A 16,724-nucleotide genomic window follows, 5' to 3' on the forward strand; every position below is an offset into this window, starting at 1 on the left:
CTCTCTTTACCGGTTGTATCGCTGTCCCCGCCACCCGGGTGGGTCGGCTCCGGGTGGAATCAGTGCGGAGGGGCTCCGTCGTCCGGCGGACGGGCCGCGTCGGTGCGCCCGCGTCGGGTGCCCGACTGGTAGGAGCTCATCATCCGGCGGATCTCCTCGGGAGAGCGCGGTTCCTCGTCCTCCGCCGGCTCCGGCTCGGCCTGCTGTTCGCTGTGCCGAAGCGCCGGAGCGAGGTTCGCCTGGCGTACCCGGATGGGCAGCCCGGACGGGGTCAGGCTGGCGTCCGTCTGGTCCCCCGACCGGGCCGTCGACTCCGGCCGGCCGGGCGGCTCGGTACCGACGGGCGGCGGGACGACGGCGGGGCGGGGCGCCGCGAGGTCGGCGGCGGACGACCGGACCGAGGTCGTGCCGGTGGACAGGGTGGGGCCGCCCGTCGGCGGGGTGGTCGAGCCACCCGGTGGGTTCGCCGGGCGGCGGGCCGGTCCTCCCGCGTCGGGTGTGCCCAGGTCGTGGTCCGGATACCGGCCCGGGTCCTGCTCCGGGACGTGCCGCCGTTCCTGTCGGGGAATCCGCGTCGGCTCCCGCCACAGGCCCGGCGTCTCCGGTCCGTCCGCCGCCGCCCGGTCCTGGCCGCCCGGTCCGATCGGCCGCCGGACCCCTCCGCCGGACCCCGGGGCGGTGCCGCCGCCGGGCACTCCGGCCGGGCTCACCGTCCCGGCCGGCTCGGGGCCGCCGAGGGCGCGGACGGTACCGGCGCCACCGACGAGCTGCCGGCTCGACAGGGCTTCGCCGGACACCTCACCGGCCCCCTCGCCGGGCCGGTCGCTGACCAGGCTCAGCGGAATGAGCACCACGGCGGTGGTGCCGCCGTACGGCGACTCCTTTAGCCGGACCTTCACCCCGTGCCGCTCGCTGAGCCGGCTGACGACGTACAGGCCGAGTTGGGCCGCGCCGGCGAGGCTGAACTCGTACTCGCTGGCGATCCGGTCGTTGGCGGCGGCCCGGTCCTCGGCGCTCATGCCGAGCCCACGGTCCTCGATCTCCACGGCGTAGCCGTTCGCGACCAGTTGGCCGCTGACCTGGACCGCGGTGTGTGGTGGCGAGAACGACAGGGCGTTCTCGATCAGCTCGGCCAGCAGGTGGATCACGTCACCGACCGCCCGCCCGGCGAGTTCGACCGGGCCGGCGGGGAGCACCGTCACCCGGGTGTAGTCCTCGACCTCGGCGGCCGCGCCGCGCAGTACGTCGATCATGGGCACGTTACGCCGCCAGGCCCGGCCCGGGGTGGCACCGGAGAGCACGATGAGGTTCTCCGCGTTGCGCCGCATCCGGGTGGCCAGGTGGTCGACCCGGAACAGGTCCTCAAGCTCGTCCGGGTCGTTCTCCCGGCGCTCCATCGAGTCGAGCAGGGTGAGCTGTCGGTGCAGCAGTGCCTGGGTACGCCGGGCCAGGCTGAGGAAGATGTCCCGTACGCTGCGGCGCAGCTCGGCCTGCTCCACGGCGGTCCGGATCGCGGTGGCCTGGGCGACGTTGAACGCCTGCGCCACCTGCCCGATCTCGTCCTTCCCGGCCGCGATCGGCGGTGCCTCCGCGTCGACGTCCACCGACTCGCCGTGCCCGAGTCGGGCCACCAGGTCGGGCAGCCGGTCGTTGGCGAGTCGCAGCGCCGCGAGACGGAGCTGTTCGAGCTGCCGTACCAGCGACCGGGCGGTGTTCACCGAGATGATCACGGCGATCAGACCGAGGACGGCCGCGATCAGCATCCGGACGATGGTCCCGATCGCGCCCGGGGTCGCCGCCCGGACCACCTCGTCGCCACCGGCGATCTGCAGGCGTTGCAGGTCGGCCAGGGCCGGATCGATGGTGGCCCGCCACTGTTCCGCCGGGACGGCGGGACGGCCGCCGGGGCGCCCCCCGGAGACGATACGGTCCTCGGTCGCGTGCAGTTGGGCGGTCGGCCCCTGGGCCACCGCCTGGCGGTACCGGTCCTGGTCGGCCCGGGGCAGTTCGGCCATCGCGCTGTCGGCCAACATCCGGCGCATGCCGATCAGCTGGACGACCCGGGCGTGCTCGGCGGCGGTGAGCCGGTCGGCGGCGTACGCCCCGGTGAGGATCGCGTCCGTCTGGGACGCCAGCTCACGGGCGTTGCTGAACCGGATCAGGTTCTCCACCCGCCGGTCGATGTCGCCGGCGTCGAGGTTGCCCAGCGAGCCGTAGATCCGGTAGATCGTCTCGATGTTGGTGTTGTAGGTCTGCACCGCGGTCGCCCGGTCCACACTCCGGTTGTCGACCGCGGCCCGGCTGCCGGCCAGGGCGTCCAGTGTGGTGAGTGACTCGGCGACCCGCCGCTCCAACTCCGGTCGGGCCGCCAACTCGGCCCACCAGCTCTGTGCCCGCTCCCGGAAGTGCGCCAGGTCCGCGTCGACCGCGCGGCGTGCCTCGGCCAGCCGGTCGGGTGCGGACGGCTCCGGGCTGCCCAGGTGGGCGAGGGTGAGTCGGCGCTCCTCCTGGAGGTGCAGGATCAGGGGCTCCGTCGGCGCGTAGACCCGGGCCTCGAGGGTCTGCACCCACAGCAGGTTCAGCCCGTCCCGAAGGGTGACCCACGCGCCGAACGCCCAGAGCCCGGTCAGCGTGACCAGCAGGGCGACTACCTTGGTACGCAGGCGCGAAGAGCGAAGGCTCATTACACCGTCCCGTGCCGGTCGAAAACGGCTCACCGGCGAATCGGCGGCCATGGCTGTGTCGTGGGGTGCGGTGGCGTGCGGCACGACGATGGGCCCCGGCCGAGCGCATCCACGATCATTGAGTTCCCGGCGCACGCTAGCAGCGCCCGGTGTCCGCCTCAACCCTGGTTTGCGCGGAGATCACCGGATTGCCCCACCGGGGGCGGGCTGGCCTGCGGCTCAGTGAAAAATGGGAATTCATTTCACCCCTCCGGTTCACCGTGGGGTCGTCCAAGTCCAATGAGGAGAATCGTCCGAGCGGCACCGGTGTTCCGCCGCTCGTGCCGATCGGTCGGGGTCGGGCCACCGCGGTGCCCGTCCGCGTCGTGCCGGTCTGGATAGGCTGACCGGTGTCGGCCGGCCGACACCGCAGGCGCGCGTCCCGGCGCCGGGCCGCCGGCCGCGCTCCGGGGGAGGGGTGATGGACGGATGCTCGACCGGCGCCTGCACCACCATCTGGTGACCTGGCTGGGACAGTGGCCAGCCGGACAACCGGTGGACGTGGTCGGTTCCGAACGACGTACCCAGCCGGGCTGGGACGGCGCGACGTACCCGGTGATCGGGGTCGGCACCGCCACCGGGGTTGTGCTCTCCGTACCTCCGGATCGCGCCGCCGCCGTCCGGGCGCTGGGTCGGCCGTCGATGACGGAACTGCTGTCCCGGTTGCCCGACGTGCTCGACCTGCCCGGCTGGACGGGCTACCGGGCGGTGTTCCGCTACACGCTGGCGCCCGCGCCGACCGCCGACTGCGGCGAGTGGGTGGCGGCCGACGACCCGGTGTTGCCGGCCTGGCTGCGGCCCTTCGGCGGGGAGGTGCTCATCGCCCGGGCCGAGGACGGCGGGTACGCCGCCGGGGTCGGGGTGAAGCGCCACGACGGGCACGGCCACGAGCTGGCCGTCGGCACCGAGCCGGCGTACCGGGGGCGGGGGCTGGCCCGGCGGCTGGTGGCCCAGGCCGCCCGGCGGGTACTGGACGAGGGGGCGGTACCGACCTACCTGCACGCCACCGACAACCTCGGCTCGGCGCGGGTCGCCGAGGCCGCCGGCTTTTCCGACCGGGGCTGGTCGGTCTACGGGCTCGCCGAGAAGGACGGGTCCTGAACCGGGCGCGCCGACGACGCGCCGAGCCGCCGGTCGCCGGAGGTGACCTCCCGCGGGGCGGGGGCCCGGCGGGGGCACGGCCCGCGGCCGCGCCCCCCCCGGGGGGGGGGGGCCCGGGGGGGCCCCCCCCCCCGCGTCCTCTCCCAGGCCGAGGTCTCGTACCGAGACGATGGCGGGCCACGACGTGGCACCCGCATCCTGCCGGTAACGCTACGTAGCGTTGTTGTTGCTTACAAGCGTGCGGGAGCATGGTGCGAACTGCCCGTTCGGTCGACTTGACCGGGATTCAGCCGGTGAGGCCGAGTACCTCGGCGGCGGCCCGGCCGTTGGCGTGGCTGGCGCCGTACGTGGTGACGAAGGCCCGTACCCCGGCCGGCCGCCAGGTCGACGGCCAGCCCATCTCGACGACCGTGACCGGGTGCGCGCCGGCCAGTGACTCGACAAGAGCCGGACCGCCCGGCAGTTGGTGCAGACGTCGGCCGACCAGCACGATCGGTCGGTCACCGGCCTGTGCGCGCAGGGCCGCGGCATCGGCCTCGGCGACCACCACCCGGAGCTGCTCGGTGCCGTTCAGGTGTGGTCCGAGTCCCCACGGGACCCGACCCTCGGCGAGGGTGGCGGCGGAGAGGAGTTGCACCACGAGCGGCCTGTCGAGCCCGGTCAGGGCTCCTTCGACCCGTACGGCGCGGCGCGCGGCGGCGTAGCCGAGCTCGTCCGGTACCGGGGCGGCGGCCCGGCGCGGTGCGACCGGGATCGACGAGGTGGCCTGGCCGGGTGGGACGGTGGCAGAGACCGGGACGGTGGTCTCGGCCGGCGGGGTGGCGTCGACCGGCAGGGCCGCGGCGAGCGCGGCGGTCCGGGTCCAGGCGGCGAGCGTGGCGGCCCGTTCGGCGGCCTGCTCGACCCGGCCCACCGCGAGTCGGCCGTCGCGCAGCGCGGCCACGATCTCGGCGGCCACCTCCTCGACCAGTGCCGCGTCGACCTTGGCGCCGATGCAGAGCAGGTCGGCGCCGGCAGCGAGCGCGTGCACGGCGGCCGGCCCGATTCCGCCGGCGGCGACGGCCGCGCCCTTCATCTCCAGCGCGTCGGTGAGCACGGCACCGGTGAAGCCGTACTCGGTGCGGAGCAGGTCGACCAGGACGGCCCGGCTGAAGGTGGCCGGAGCGTCGCCGGTGAGCACGGGTACCCGGATGTGCGCGGTCATGATCACCTTGGCGTCCGCGGCGACCACCGCCGCGAACGGCGGCAGGTCGCGTTTCCGCAGCACGTCGACCGGGACGTCCACGGTCGGCAGTTCCAGATGGGAGTCGGCGACCGTGGCGCCGTGGCCGGGGAAGTGCTTGGCGCAGGCGGCCACTCCGGCCGCCTGCAGGCCCGCGACCGCCGCGCCGGCGTGTGCGGCGACCCGGCCGGGATCGGCGCCGAAGGACCGGGTACCGATGATCGGGTTGTCGTCGGCAGTGTTGACGTCCACGGTGGGGGCGAGGTTGACGGTGACGCCGACGGCCCGGAGTTCGGTGCCGATCGAGTGGTAGACCCGCCGGGTCAGCGTCGGGTCGTCGACCACGCCGAGCGCGGCGTTGCCGGGGTACGGGCTGCCGGTGGCGTGCGCCAGCCGCGTGACGTCACCGCCCTCCTCGTCGATCGCGACCAGTACGTCGGGCCGGGCGTCGCGCAGCGCGGCGGTGGCGGCCGCGACCTGGTCGGGGTGGTCGACGTTCCGACCGAAGAGGGTGTGGCCGGCGAGGCCCTCGCCGACCAGGTCGAGTGCCCAGCCCGGCGGGGTGGTGCCGGGGAAGGCGGCGAGCAGGGTCCGCAGCGCGAGTCGGCGGAGTGCTGGATCGATGGGCACGGTTCCCCCTTTGGTCCCTTCTCCGAGGCCGAGTGTCGCACCGGGGAGAGCCGTCCCGGGGCCGAGTGGCACCGGATCGGCTTACCGCCGTGGGATCGTCGGCCCATTACGCTACGTCTACTCACCCGAAGGTTAGCCTGTTGATTAAGAAAGTTTCTTAAAGTAAGAGGACACCGTATGGCCAGCACCCGGTTGCCCGGAACCCCCCGCCTGCTCCGCGCGCTCAACGACCGTGCGGCGCTGGAGCTGCTGCTCACGAGGGGTCCGCTCACCCGCGCCCAGCTGGGTGAGTTGACGGGGCTGTCCAAGGTCACCGCCTCCCAGCTGGTGGAACGGCTGGAGGAGCGGGGACTGGTCGCCCGGGTCGGCGAACAGGCCGGCGGGCGGGGTCCGAACGCGCAGCTCTACGCCGTACGGCCGGGCACCGCGCACGTGGTCGGGGTGGACGTGGGGCCGGACCGGGTGGTGGCCGCGTGCGCCGACATCACCGGTGAGGTGCGGGCCCGGGTGGAACAGTCCACCCGGGACACCGACGACCCGGTCGGCGTCGTGCACAACGCCGTGGTGCGGGCGGCGACCGAGGCGCAGGCGGAACTCGGCACGGTACGTCGGGTGGTGCTCGGCACCCCCGGCCTGGTCGACCCGGGCACCGGGGACATCACCTTCGCGTTCAACCTGCCCCGCTGGCACCGCGGCCTGCTGGCCGCGCTCCGCGAGGACCTGCACACCCCGGTGCACTTCGAGAACGACGTCAACCTGGCCGCGGTCGCCGAGGCGGAGTCCGGCGCGGCCCGGGGGGTCGACGACTTCGTGCTCGTCTGGCTCGGGGTCGGCATCGGTCTGGCCATCGTGCTGAACGGGCGACTGCACCACGGCAGTACCGGCGCGGCCGGTGAGATCGGCTACCTGCCGGTGCCCGGCGTACCCATTCCCCGGGACGCCGCCCGCCGGGCGAAGCCGGCCTTCGGACAGCTGGCCGGCTCGGACGCGGTCCGCTCGGTGGCCCGGGAGCACGGCTTCCGCGCCGCTTCGGGGGCGGACGCGCTGCGGGCCGCGATCGCGGCGGGCACCGCCGGCGGCCCGGTGCTCGACGAGGTGGCCCGCCGCCTCGCGCTCGGGGTGGCCAGCAGTTGCGTGGTGCTCGACCCGCCGCTGGTGGTGCTGGCCGGCGAGGTGGGTCAGGCCGGCGGCACCGCGCTGGCCGAACGGGTGCAGCACGAGGTCGCCGCCATCACGCTGGTCACGCCGAGGGTGGTGCCGACCGAGCTGACCGAGGAGCCGGTGCTGCGCGGCGCGTTGCGGGTCGCGCTCGACGCGGTCCGGGACGAGGTGTTCGGCTCCACCGTCGGCTGACCGTCGTCCCGCCGCCGGCCGCCGGACCGCCGCGACCTGCCTCCCGGTGACGTCGGCGCAGGTCAACACTGCCGTACGGGTGGATCCACGTCGGCACGGCATGTAGATAGTTTTCACCAATCGTGAGTGCGTTGCAATCTCTCGACATAGAAGATTGTGAGGCTATACCGTACGGCCAACCGGCGCCCCCACCCCCAGGGCGTCATCACTCGGGAGGAGTGACGGTGACCGTTCGGTACCCCCAGCCGCGCCTGAGCCAGCTGCTCGGCGCCACACTGATCGTCTCCCTCGCCATCGGCCTGACCAGCCCGTCAGTCAGCGCCGCCCCGGCGACCGACAGCCTCGCCAGCACCGACACACCCGCCGCCGCCGGCCCACTGGCGACCGCCTTCGACCGGGCGGCGGCCCGGTACGGCGTACCCCGTGACCTGCTGGTGGCGGTCGGCTACGCCGAGACGCACCTGGACGGCCACGCCGGGGCGCCCAGCGCCTCCAACGGGTACGGCGTCATGCACCTGGCCAGCAACCCGAAGGTCCGCACCCTGGACGAGGCGGCCCGGCTGACCGGGCTCGACCCGACGACCCTGCGCACCGACACCGCCGCCAACGTCACCGGAGCGGCCGCCGTGCTGCGGTCGTACGCCGACCAGGCCGGGCTGACCGCCACTCAGCGCGCCGACCTCGACCACTGGTACGCCACGGTCGTCCGGTACGGCGGAGCCAGCACCCCGACCGTCGCCCGGCTCTACGCGGACACCGTCTTCGACCTGCTCGGCACCGGGTTCGACGCGACCACCAGCGGTGGACCGGTCCGGGTCGCGCCCCGCAAGGTCGCCCCGGAGCGGGGTGCCCTGGCCGCCGTCGCCCCGCTCGGTGCGGGCAGCGGCGACGGCGTCGGCGTGATGAGCACCGACTACGGCCCCGCCGCCTGGGCACCGGCGCACGCGGAGAACTACACCGTCTCCAGCCGGGAGTCGGCGTACCCGATCAACTACGTGGTGATCCACGTGACCCAGGGCTCGTACGCCGGCACCATCAGCTGGTTCCAGAACCCGGCGTCCAACGTGAGCGCGCACTACACGATCCGCTCCTCCGACGGCGCGGTGACCCAGTCGGTCCGGGAGAAGGACATCGGGTACCACGCCGGCAACTGGACGTACAACACCCAGTCGATCGGCATCGAGCACGAGGGGTACGTCAACCAGCCCTCCTGGTTCACCGACGCGATGTACCGCTCCTCGGCCGCGCTGACCCGGCACCTCTGCGACCGGTACGGCATCCCGAAGGACCGCAGCCGGATCATCGGGCACAACCAGGTGCCGGGCGCCACCCACACCGACCCGGGACCGAACTGGAACTGGACCTACTACATGCAGCTGGTCACCGGATCGACCCCGCCGCCGAGCTGGTCGGTCACGGTGGACAACACCACCTCGGGGGCGTTCACCGCCAGCGCCAACTGGGGTACGTCCACGTACTCCTCGCAGCGGCACGGCGCCGACTACCGGTTCGCCGACCCGGTCGAGGCGAGCGACCCGGCCTGGTACCGGGCGAACATCCCGACCACCGCGAGCTACCGGGTCGAGGCGTGGTACCCGGACGACCCGGGCTACAACAGCTCGGCGCCCTACATCATCGTCACCCCGAGCGGTAACCAGACCGTCTACGTCGACCAGCGGTCCGGCGGTGGCGGGTGGCGCAACCTCGGCACCTTCACCCTGGCCGCCGGCGACGGCAACAAGGTGGGAGTGAGCCGCTGGACCGGCGGCACCGGCCTGGTGATCGCCGACGCGATCCGGATCAGCCGCGTCTGACCAGGTGCAAGGAAGGGCCCCTTCCTATCGTTTTCGGTGGTACAAGGGGCCCTTCCTCACACCTCAGGCCAGGTCGCGACGCCGGAAGTTGGCGAACGCGGCGCCGGCCACCGCCACCACGAGGAGCAGCAGTACGGCCAGCCCGGTCGGCCACCCGATGGTGTAGAACGGGTCGCAGGACTCCTGCCCCGGCAGCATGTGGCAGTCGGTGGCCCGGTAGAGACGCACTTTGCCGGTGACCCAGGCGAACAGGTAGGTGCTCAACATCAGGTCGTCCGGCCGCGCCGCGCCGATGATGTGCAACACGATCCGCAGCCCGCCCTCCCACACCACGACGTACGCGGCCGCGACGCCGAGCGCCGCCGAGGTGTGCCGGCCCAGGGTGGCAATGGCGAAGCCGAGCACGGTCACCATCAGCACCAGCAGCAGACCCCGGGTGAGCAGGAGGAGCAGGTCGGCCCAGAACGCGGCGTTCGGCGTGCCGGGCATGCCGCGTACCTGCCCGACCAGCCGGAAGGCGCCGAGGTAGACAGTGGAGGCGACCAGCGAGAGCCCGAGTACCGCGCCGAGCAGGGTGCCGAGTTTGCTGCCGAGCACCAGCAGCCGTTGTGGCCGCCACAGCAGCAGGTTGGTCATCCCGCCCGAGGTGAGGTCCGCGCCGATGTAGGAGGCGCCGACCAGGAAGCCGAAGAGACAGAGGAACGCGATGAGGAAGTACAGCAGATCGGTGATCTGACGGTCGAAGACGAAGACCCCGGGGAGGTGGTCCGACGCGTCGATCAGGGCCGGGTCGAGACCCTTGCAGTGGTCCTCGCGTACGGCCGCACCGGGCCTGCCGGCGCCGACACACTGGTCGTACCAGACCTGCGCCTCCTGGCGCCGCTCCTCGGCCAGCACCTCGGCCTGCTGCACCTCCTCCACACTGGGCTGGCGTGAGCTGGCCAGGGTGGCGGTGAGGGTGACGGTGAACGCGGTGACCAGCAGCACCAGCATCAGCTGGACGAACCGGCGCGCGGCGAGTCGGCCGATCTCGGCCCGGACCAGGTTCACCGGTGCGCTCCTTCGTCTGTCTGGTCGTCGGCGGTGACGGTGACCGCGAGCGGATCGTCCCCGGTGGGCCCGGGCAGCGTCGACTCGTCGACCTGGCGCGGCACGCCGGGTACGGGCCGGGTACCGGTCAGCTCCAGGAAGGCGCTCTCCAGGTCGGGGGTGAGCGGGGTCAGCTCGCGTACCCAGAGGTCCTGCTCGCCGAGGAGCTGGCTGAGCCGGGCCGGGTCCTCCACCCCGCCAACGACCAGCTGGTCGGGAAGCCTGCTGACGGTCAGGCCGGCCGCCGTCAGGACCTCGACGGCCCGGTCCTGGTCGGCGACCCGGACCCGGAACTCGCCGTGGTCGAAGCCGGCGAGCACCTCTTCGACCGGGCCGGCGGCCACCCGGCGGCCCTGCGAGATGATCGTCACATGGTCACAGATCTGCTCGATCTCGGCCAGGATGTGGCTGGAGACCAGCACGGTCACCCCGGCGGCGGCGAGGTCGCGCATCAGGTCACGCATCTCCCGGATGCCGGCCGGGTCCAGGCCGTTGGCCGGCTCGTCGAGGATCAGCAGCTCCGGCCCCTTCAGCAGGGCGGAGGCCACCGCCAGTCGCTGTCGCATGCCGAGCGAGTACGTCCTGACCCGCTCGTCGCCCCGGTCGCGTAACCCGACCTGCTCCAGCACCTCGTCGACCCGGTTCCTCGGCACGCCACCGGCGACGGCCAGCAGGTACAGGGTGCGCCAGCCGGTGAAGTTGCCGAAGAACTGGGGACTCTCCACAATGGCCCCGAACCGGGGGGCCACCGCCGGCAGTCGCTGCGGGGTCGGCTCGCCGAACAGGGCCATCCGGCCGAAGTCCGGCCGGACCAGACCGAGCAGGGTCCGGAGCGTGGTGGTCTTGCCGGAACCGTTCGGCCCCAGGAAGCCGTGCACCTGACCGGCCTCCACCAGCATGTCGAAGCCGTCGAGGGCGATCCGTCGACCGTGGCGCAGGCTCGTGAACGACTTGCGTAAACCGGCGATCTCGATCACCGCTGACACCGCACACCTCCGTACGCCGTGACGTCGGACACGGCGTCCCACCCTAAGGTCCGGACGGCGCCCGTGGGGGGCACCGTGGTGCGTGGTTGGATGGCAGGGTGCGTGAAGAGCCCGTTTCCCTCTCCAACGGTGGCCAGACCGCCGGTGCCGACGTGTCACCGCTGAGCCCGGACGTGGTGATCGACCTTCACCGGGTCGGGGTGCAACGCTCCGGCAACCCGCTGCTGAAGGACGTGACCTGGCGGGTGACGGCCGACGAACGCTGGGTCGTACTCGGCCCGAACGGCGCGGGCAAGACGACACTGCTGAACCTGGCGTCCGGCCGGCTGCACCCGACGACCGGGGTGGTGCACGCGCTCGGTGAGCGGATCGGCCGTACCGACCTGGCGGAACTGCGTACCCGGATCGGGGTGACCACGGCGGCGCTGGCCGAGCGGATCCCCGCCGAGGAGCGGGTCCGGGACGTGGTGCTGACCGCGGCCTGGTCGGTGGTGGGTCGCTGGCGCGAGCAGTACGACGCGATGGACGAGGCGCGTGCCGTCGCGCTGCTCGACCAGCTCGGTGTGGCCGGCCTGGCCGAGCGCACGTACGGGACCCTGTCCGAGGGGGAGCGGAAGCGGACGCAGATCGCCCGCGCCCTGATGACCGACCCGGAGCTGCTGCTGCTCGACGAGCCGGCGGCCGGACTGGACCTGGGCGGTCGGGAGGACCTGGTCGCCCGGCTGGCCGAGCTGGCCCACGACGACGAGGCTCCGGCGATGGTGCTGGTCACCCACCACGTGGAGGAGATCCCGCCGGGCTTCACCCACGCGCTGCTGCTCCGCGAGGGCGGCGTCGTGGCGCAGGGGCCGGTCGCGGAGACGATCACCGGGGAGTACCTGTCGAAGACCTTCGGTCTGCCGCTCGTCGTCGACCGGGCCGGGGACCGGTTCGCCGCCCGGGCCGCCTGACCGCCTGACCGCCCCGGCTCAGCCGGTTAGGAAGGGGCCCTTCTACAACAGAAAACGATAAGAAGGGGCCCTTCCTTACACCGTCGCGGCGCGCAGCATCGGGAGCAGCGACTCCGCCGCCAGGGTGATCTGGGCGACCGCCAACGCGGCGTCCCGGGGCGGGATGAAGACCACCGCGTCCGCGCTGGCGTCCCGGAGCCGGGCCACCGCCGCCGCGCACTGCTCCGCGCTGCCGGCCGCGGCGAACCGCTCCAGCCAGTGTTCCGGCAGTGCCTCGGCGAGCGCGGCGACGCCGGGCGACGCGGCCAGCAGCGCGGTGAACTCCTCCACCAGCTCGACATCGGCCGGGGAGAGCGGCCCGCCGTCGACGAACCGGGCGGCGATCTCGCCGCGGGCACTGGCCCGGCCGTCGTCGAAGTCCAGGTGGGCGTAGACGGTGAGCCGGTGGTCGTCGGTCCGGCCGGCCTCCCGGCGCCCCTCGTCGATCAGGCGCCGGGCCCAGCGTACGTAGTCAGGACTGGCACACTCGGCCAGGATGGTGCCGTCCGCCACCCGCCCGGAGAGCCGCAGCGAGTGGGCGTTGCGGACCCCGGTCGCGATCGGAGGCGGCGAATCGGGCGGAAACTCCAGGGCCACCTGGGCGAGGTGGGCGTGCCGGCCGGCCACGGAGACGGTCTCGCCGGCGAGCAGCGCGCGTACCGCCGACACGGTCTCGCCGAGCACCGCCAGCGGGGACGGATGGTCGGCGCCGACCTGGCGTACCCAGTCCGGCATGCCGTGCCCGAAACCGGGCAGGATCCGGCCCGGGAAGAGGCGGGCGAGGTTGGCCAGCTCCATCGCGGCCAGCGCCGGGTTGCGGAACGCCGCCGGCAGGATGCCGATGCCGATCCTCAGGTTCTCGGTCGCCGCCGCGGCCACGGCGGCGGTGGAGATCGCGCCGCCGAAGAAGCAGTCCTCCACCACCCACAGCTCGTCGTACCCCAGCCGTTCCACCAGCCGGGCGTACGCCGGCAGTTGCTCCGGCGGCGTGTCGCAGCGGTACATGACCCCGATCGGCATCTGACCCATATGGTGCAGCCTGCCAGACGGGGCCGGCAGCGGCCCGCTCTAGACTCGATCATTCGCCGGATCGGGAGGTGTCGGTGGAACGGCAACGGCCACGGGTGGTGGTCATGGGCAGCGCCAACATGGACCTGGTGGTGACGACCGGGGTCCTGCCGAAGCCTGGGGAGACCGTCTTCGGCAGCGACTTCGTGATGGTCGCCGGAGGAAAGGGCGCCAACCAGGCGATCGCGGCCAGCCGGGCGGGCGGCGACGGGGCGCTGCTCGGGGCCATCGGCTCCGACTCGTTCGGGGTGACGCTGAAGGCCCGGATCGCCGCCGCCGGGGTCGACACCGAACGGGTCCGGGTGGTGTACGGCGCCTCGGGTGTGGCGGTCATCACGGTGGACGCCGACGGGGAGAACACCATCGTGGTGACCCCGGCCGCCAACTCGGCCCTTGTCGGGCTGAGCGACGGTGAACTGACCGCGGTCCGGGAGGCGGACGTCCTGGTCGCGCAGTTGGAGATCCCGGTCGGCACGGTGACCGAGGCGGCCCGGGCCGCCCGGGAGGGCGGGACCAGGGTGCTGCTCAACGCGGCCCCGCCGCAGCCGGTCCCGACCGAACTGCTCGACCTGGTGGACCTGCTGGTGGTCAACGAGGCGGAGGCGCGGGCGATCACCGGGCAGGGCCGGGAGAACCCGGAGTCGCTGCTCGACGTCGTACCGCGCGCGGTGCTGACCCTGGGCCGGCACGGCGCCTGGTACGGCGAGCGGGACGGCATCAGGATGCACGTACCGGCGGTCAAGGTCGACCTCGTCGACTCCACCGCCGCCGGGGACGCGTTCACCGGCGCCCTGGCGGTCGCCTGGGGCGAGGGGCGGGACCTGGTCGACGCGGTGCACTGGGCGGCCGCGGCCGGCGCCGCCTGCGCCCGCAAGCTCGGTGCCTCGGTGGCGTTGCCGCTCCGGTCGGAGATCGACGAACTCTACGTACCACCGAAGAGGCCCGGTGCGGGCGGCGGCCCGCCGACCGCTTGATCCCGGGGCGCACCATGGGGGCATGGTGCGATTCGTCCTCAATCTCCTCTGGCTGATCTTCGGCAGCGGCATCGCGCTCGCGATCGGGTACGGCATCGCGGCGCTGATCTGTTTCGTGCTGGTGGTGACCATCCCGTTCGGGGTCGCCGCGCTGCGGCTGGCGTACTACTCGCTCTGGCCGTTCGGACGGACCCTGGTGGCCAAGCCCGGCGCCGGCCTCGGCTCGGGGCTGGCGAACGTGCTCTGGGTGGTCCTGGCCGGCTGGTGGCTCGCCCTGGCCCACATCGTCGCCGGTGCGACGCTCTGCCTGACCATCATCGGGATCCCCTTCGGCATCGCGAACTTCAAGCTGGTGCCGGCGGCGTTCTGGCCGCTCGGCCGGGAGGTGGTGGAGGTCGACGACCTGCGGCGGCCGGGCACGACCACGGTCTGAGCGTGCCGGTCGGCGGCGTCTCAGCCGTCGGCCAGGGCGGCTCGGCCGCGCCGGAGGAAGTCCCGCTCGACGGTGTTGCCGGTCAGGTCGGCGGCGGTGTCGTACGCCCGCGCGGCCTCGGCGGTGCGGCCGAGGCGGCGGAGCAGGTCGGCCCGGACGGCGTGGAACAGGTGGTACCTGTCGAGCGCGAGCCCGTCGACCAGGGCGAGCGCCGGACCCGGTCCGTCTACCTCGGCGACCGCCACCGCACGGTTGAGCGCCACCACCGGGCCGGGGACGAGTGCCAGCAGGTGGTCGTAGAGCCGTACGATCTGCGCCCAGTCCGTGTCGGCGGCGGTCCGCGCGTCGGTGTGCACCGCCTGGATCGCCGCCTGCAGCTGGTACGGCCCGGGCCGGTCCCGGCGCAGGCACTGTCGGACGATCCGGTGCCCCTCGGCGACCAGTTGCCGGTTCCAGCGCCGACGGTCCTGGTCGGCCAGTCGCACCAGGGCGCCGTGCGGGTCGGTCCGGCTCGGCCGGCGTGCCTCGACCAGCAGCATCAGCGCGAGCAGCCCGAGCACCTCGGGCTCGTCCGGCATCAGTTCGGCGAGCAGCCGACCGAGCCGGATCGCCTCGGCGCCGAGGTCCTCGCGGGCCAGCCGGTCACCGGAGGTCGCCGTGTAGCCCTCGTTGAAGATGAGGTAGACGACGGCCAGCACCGTCCGGAGCCGGTCCGGCAGTTCCGCCTCGGCCGGAACCCGGTACGGGATGCGCGCCGCCTGGATCTTGCCTTTGGCCCGGACCAGCCGTTGGGCCATGGTCGACTCGGGTACCAGGAAGGCGTGCGCGATCTGCGCGGTGCTGAGGCCGCCGAGCAGACGCAGGGTCAGCGCCACCTGGGCGGCGGGGGAGAGCGCGGGATGGCAGCAGGTGAAGATCAGGCGGAGTCGGTCGTCGCGCACGGGATCCTCCTCGGCGGGCGGCGGTTCGGCGGCGTGCGGCGGGGCGGACCGGAGGTTCTCCCGGTGGAGCCGGTCGGTCGCCCGGTTCCGGGCCGCCTCCCGGCGGAGCCGGTCGATCGCCCGGTTCCGGGCGGTGGTGATGATCCAGCCGGCCGGGCTCGGCGGTGCGCCGTTCTCCGGCCACTGCCGTAGCGCGGTGACGAACGCGTCCTGGACCGCGTCCTCGGCCACCGTGATGTCACCGAGGACGCGGACCAGGACGGCGACCGCGCGGCCGTACTCCGCGCGGAACACCCGTTCGACCTCGTCGACGGAGGTGTCAGGTCGCGGCCGGGTCACAGCTGTCGGCCTCGTCGGCCAGCGGCCGTACCTCGATCGGCAGCAGGCCGATCGCCTCCGCGAGTCGGCGCCCCCACACCAGCGCCGCGTCCAGGTCGGGCGCCCGGACGACGGTGAAACCGCCGAGGTGTTCCTTGCCCTCCGCGTACGGGCCGTCGGTCATCAGCACGTCGCCGTTGTCCATCCGGAGCACCGTCGCGGTGCTCGGCGGATGCAGCCCGCCGCTGAACACCCAGGCCCCGGCGGCCTTCATCTCCTGGTTCAGGACCGCCAGCCGTTCCATGATCGGGTCCAGGATCTCCGGTCCCGGCGGGTCGCCGTCGCCCTGGTAGATGCTGAGCAGGTACTGCGGCACAGCAGGCTCCTTCGGTCGTCGGCCGCCGGCACCGCACCGGCGGCCTCTCACCCTCTGTACGAACGAGGGCGGCTCGGATCGACACGTCCCGGCCGGAATTTTCTCCGGCGTCGTGTCCCGCCGGTCACTCGCCGACCGGGCCGCCGGCCAGTTCGGTCACCACGTCGAGATGCCCCAGGTGGCGGGCGTACTCCTGGAGCAGGTGGAAGAGCACGCGTTCCAGCGGTGGCGGTTGCGCCCCGTCCCAGCGGGGGCCGGGAGCGCCCCGGGTGGACAGGTGGTTGGCCTCCACCACCGAGCGGGTGTGCGCGCCCTGGGTGCGCAGTGCGTCGAGCAGACTCTCCCGGGTCTCCTCCGGTGCCACGTACCAGCGGTCGTCGCGGCGGTCGGCCCACGGGTCGCCGACGTCCCGGCCCTGGAAACCCCACTCGATCCAGCGGAGCTCGACGTGCCGCAGGTGTTTGACCAGTTCCAGCGGCGTCCATCCGGAGGAGAGTCGACTGCGGCGCAGTTCGGCGTCGGGGAGGGCGGAGACCTTGGTCGCCACGGTCTCCCGGAAGTAGTCGAGGTAGCGCAGGAACACCTCGGTGCGCCCGGCCGCCGGGATGGTGGGTTCGGGAAACGGCATTGTCATCCCGCCAGTATCGGAGCCGTCGAACCGGCTCGTCCCGTACGTGCCGCACTGTGCGCAGGCCCGGGTAATGCCG

At 73.2% G+C, this 16,724-nt stretch carries 14 protein-coding genes; 6 read left to right on the forward strand and 8 right to left on the reverse strand.

The annotated features are described in order from the left end of the window. Positions 1-59: 59 nt before the first annotated feature. Positions 60-2,684 (reverse strand): nitrate- and nitrite sensing domain-containing protein, encoded by a 2,625-nt coding sequence (locus V1633_RS03055; RefSeq protein ID WP_331212578.1) that lies wholly within the window; start codon positions 2,682-2,684, stop codon positions 60-62. 468 nt (positions 2,685-3,152) lie between these two features. Here V1633_RS03055 and V1633_RS03060 point away from each other — a divergent pair, with 468 nt between their 5' ends. Then, a complete protein-coding gene (locus tag V1633_RS03060; protein WP_331212579.1) occupies positions 3,153-3,824 on the forward strand; it encodes a GNAT family N-acetyltransferase in 672 nt (223 codons plus the stop codon). A 286-nt stretch (positions 3,825-4,110) separates the two neighbouring features. Here V1633_RS03060 and V1633_RS03065 read toward each other — a convergent pair whose 3' ends face one another. Further along, positions 4,111-5,670, reverse strand: a complete 1,560-nt coding sequence (locus tag V1633_RS03065; protein ID WP_407951954.1) for a glycoside hydrolase family 3 N-terminal domain-containing protein — start codon at positions 5,668-5,670, stop codon at positions 4,111-4,113. A 183-nt stretch (positions 5,671-5,853) separates the two neighbouring features. Between V1633_RS03065 and V1633_RS03070 the strand changes: the two genes are divergently transcribed. Together V1633_RS03070 and V1633_RS03075 are read left to right on the forward strand one after the other, a co-directional pair. Beyond that, on the forward strand, positions 5,854-7,029 hold the full coding sequence (locus V1633_RS03070; RefSeq protein ID WP_331212581.1) for an ROK family transcriptional regulator: 1,176 nt from the start codon (positions 5,854-5,856) through the stop codon (positions 7,027-7,029). A gap of 224 nt (positions 7,030-7,253) precedes the next feature. After that, positions 7,254-8,843, forward strand: coding sequence for a golvesin C-terminal-like domain-containing protein (locus V1633_RS03075; protein WP_331212582.1), 1,590 nt, complete (start codon positions 7,254-7,256; stop codon positions 8,841-8,843). Positions 8,844-8,906: 63 nt separating this feature from the next. Here V1633_RS03075 and V1633_RS03080 read toward each other — a convergent pair whose 3' ends face one another. Continuing rightward, a complete protein-coding gene (locus V1633_RS03080) occupies positions 8,907-9,893 on the reverse strand; it encodes an ABC transporter permease subunit (protein WP_331212583.1) in 987 nt (328 codons plus the stop codon). Then, positions 9,890-10,918 (reverse strand): ABC transporter ATP-binding protein, encoded by a 1,029-nt coding sequence (locus tag V1633_RS03085; RefSeq protein WP_331212584.1) that lies wholly within the window; start codon positions 10,916-10,918, stop codon positions 9,890-9,892. Before V1633_RS03085 ends, V1633_RS03080 begins: the two co-directional genes overlap by 4 nt. A 152-nt stretch (positions 10,919-11,070) precedes the next feature. Between V1633_RS03085 and V1633_RS03090 the strand changes: the two genes are divergently transcribed. After that, positions 11,071-11,868: an ABC transporter ATP-binding protein gene (locus V1633_RS03090; RefSeq protein ID WP_331212661.1), complete on the forward strand. Its 798-nt coding sequence runs from the start codon at positions 11,071-11,073 to the stop codon at positions 11,866-11,868. Positions 11,869-11,943: 75 nt separating this feature from the next. Here V1633_RS03090 and V1633_RS03095 read toward each other — a convergent pair whose 3' ends face one another. Next, a complete protein-coding gene (locus tag V1633_RS03095) occupies positions 11,944-12,927 on the reverse strand; it encodes an LLM class flavin-dependent oxidoreductase (RefSeq protein WP_331212585.1) in 984 nt (327 codons plus the stop codon). Positions 12,928-13,040: 113 nt separating this feature from the next. On the opposite strand from V1633_RS03095, the gene V1633_RS03100 reads away from it, so the two are divergent. Together V1633_RS03100 and V1633_RS03105 are read left to right on the forward strand one after the other, a co-directional pair. Continuing rightward, positions 13,041-13,949: a ribokinase gene (locus tag V1633_RS03100; protein ID WP_331212662.1), complete on the forward strand. Its 909-nt coding sequence runs from the start codon at positions 13,041-13,043 to the stop codon at positions 13,947-13,949. A gap of 22 nt (positions 13,950-13,971) precedes the next feature. Further along, on the forward strand, positions 13,972-14,382 hold the full coding sequence (locus V1633_RS03105; RefSeq protein ID WP_331212586.1) for a YccF domain-containing protein: 411 nt from the start codon (positions 13,972-13,974) through the stop codon (positions 14,380-14,382). A gap of 20 nt (positions 14,383-14,402) precedes the next feature. On the opposite strand, the gene V1633_RS03110 is transcribed toward V1633_RS03105, so the two are convergent. From V1633_RS03110 to V1633_RS03120, 3 genes are all read right to left on the reverse strand, one after another. Then, positions 14,403-15,662: an RNA polymerase sigma factor gene (locus tag V1633_RS03110; protein ID WP_331212587.1), complete on the reverse strand. Its 1,260-nt coding sequence runs from the start codon at positions 15,660-15,662 to the stop codon at positions 14,403-14,405. Then, positions 15,643-16,017 (reverse strand): YciI family protein, encoded by a 375-nt coding sequence (locus V1633_RS03115; RefSeq protein WP_331212588.1) that lies wholly within the window; start codon positions 16,015-16,017, stop codon positions 15,643-15,645. Before V1633_RS03115 ends, V1633_RS03110 begins: the two co-directional genes overlap by 20 nt. 124 nt (positions 16,018-16,141) lie before the next feature. Next, positions 16,142-16,651 carry a mycothiol transferase gene (locus tag V1633_RS03120; RefSeq protein WP_331212589.1) on the reverse strand — a complete coding sequence of 170 codons (510 nt, stop codon included), beginning with the start codon at positions 16,649-16,651 and terminating at the stop codon, positions 16,142-16,144. Between the last annotated feature and the right edge of the window lie 73 nt (positions 16,652-16,724).

The sequence above is a fragment of the Plantactinospora sonchi genome (assembly GCF_036422035.1).
GTDB lineage: Bacteria > Actinomycetota > Actinomycetes > Mycobacteriales > Micromonosporaceae > Plantactinospora > Plantactinospora sonchi.

What these genes read in the sequence shown, in the direction of transcription:
- V1633_RS03055 (WP_331212578.1), bottom strand. Translation starts at nt 2,684, where the DNA reads ATGAGCCTTCGCTCTTCGCGCCTGCGTACCAAGGTAGTCGCCCTGCTG.
- V1633_RS03060 (WP_331212579.1), top strand. Translation starts at nt 3,153, where the DNA reads ATGCTCGACCGGCGCCTGCACCACCATCTGGTGACCTGGCTGGGACAG.
- V1633_RS03070 (WP_331212581.1), top strand. Translation starts at nt 5,854, where the DNA reads ATGGCCAGCACCCGGTTGCCCGGAACCCCCCGCCTGCTCCGCGCGCTC.
- V1633_RS03095 (WP_331212585.1), bottom strand. Translation starts at nt 12,927, where the DNA reads ATGCCGATCGGGGTCATGTACCGCTGCGACACGCCGCCGGAGCAACTG.
- V1633_RS03100 (WP_331212662.1), top strand. Translation starts at nt 13,041, where the DNA reads ATGGGCAGCGCCAACATGGACCTGGTGGTGACGACCGGGGTCCTGCCG.
- V1633_RS03105 (WP_331212586.1), top strand. Translation starts at nt 13,972, where the DNA reads ATGGTGCGATTCGTCCTCAATCTCCTCTGGCTGATCTTCGGCAGCGGC.
- V1633_RS03120 (WP_331212589.1), bottom strand. Translation starts at nt 16,651, where the DNA reads ATGACAATGCCGTTTCCCGAACCCACCATCCCGGCGGCCGGGCGCACC.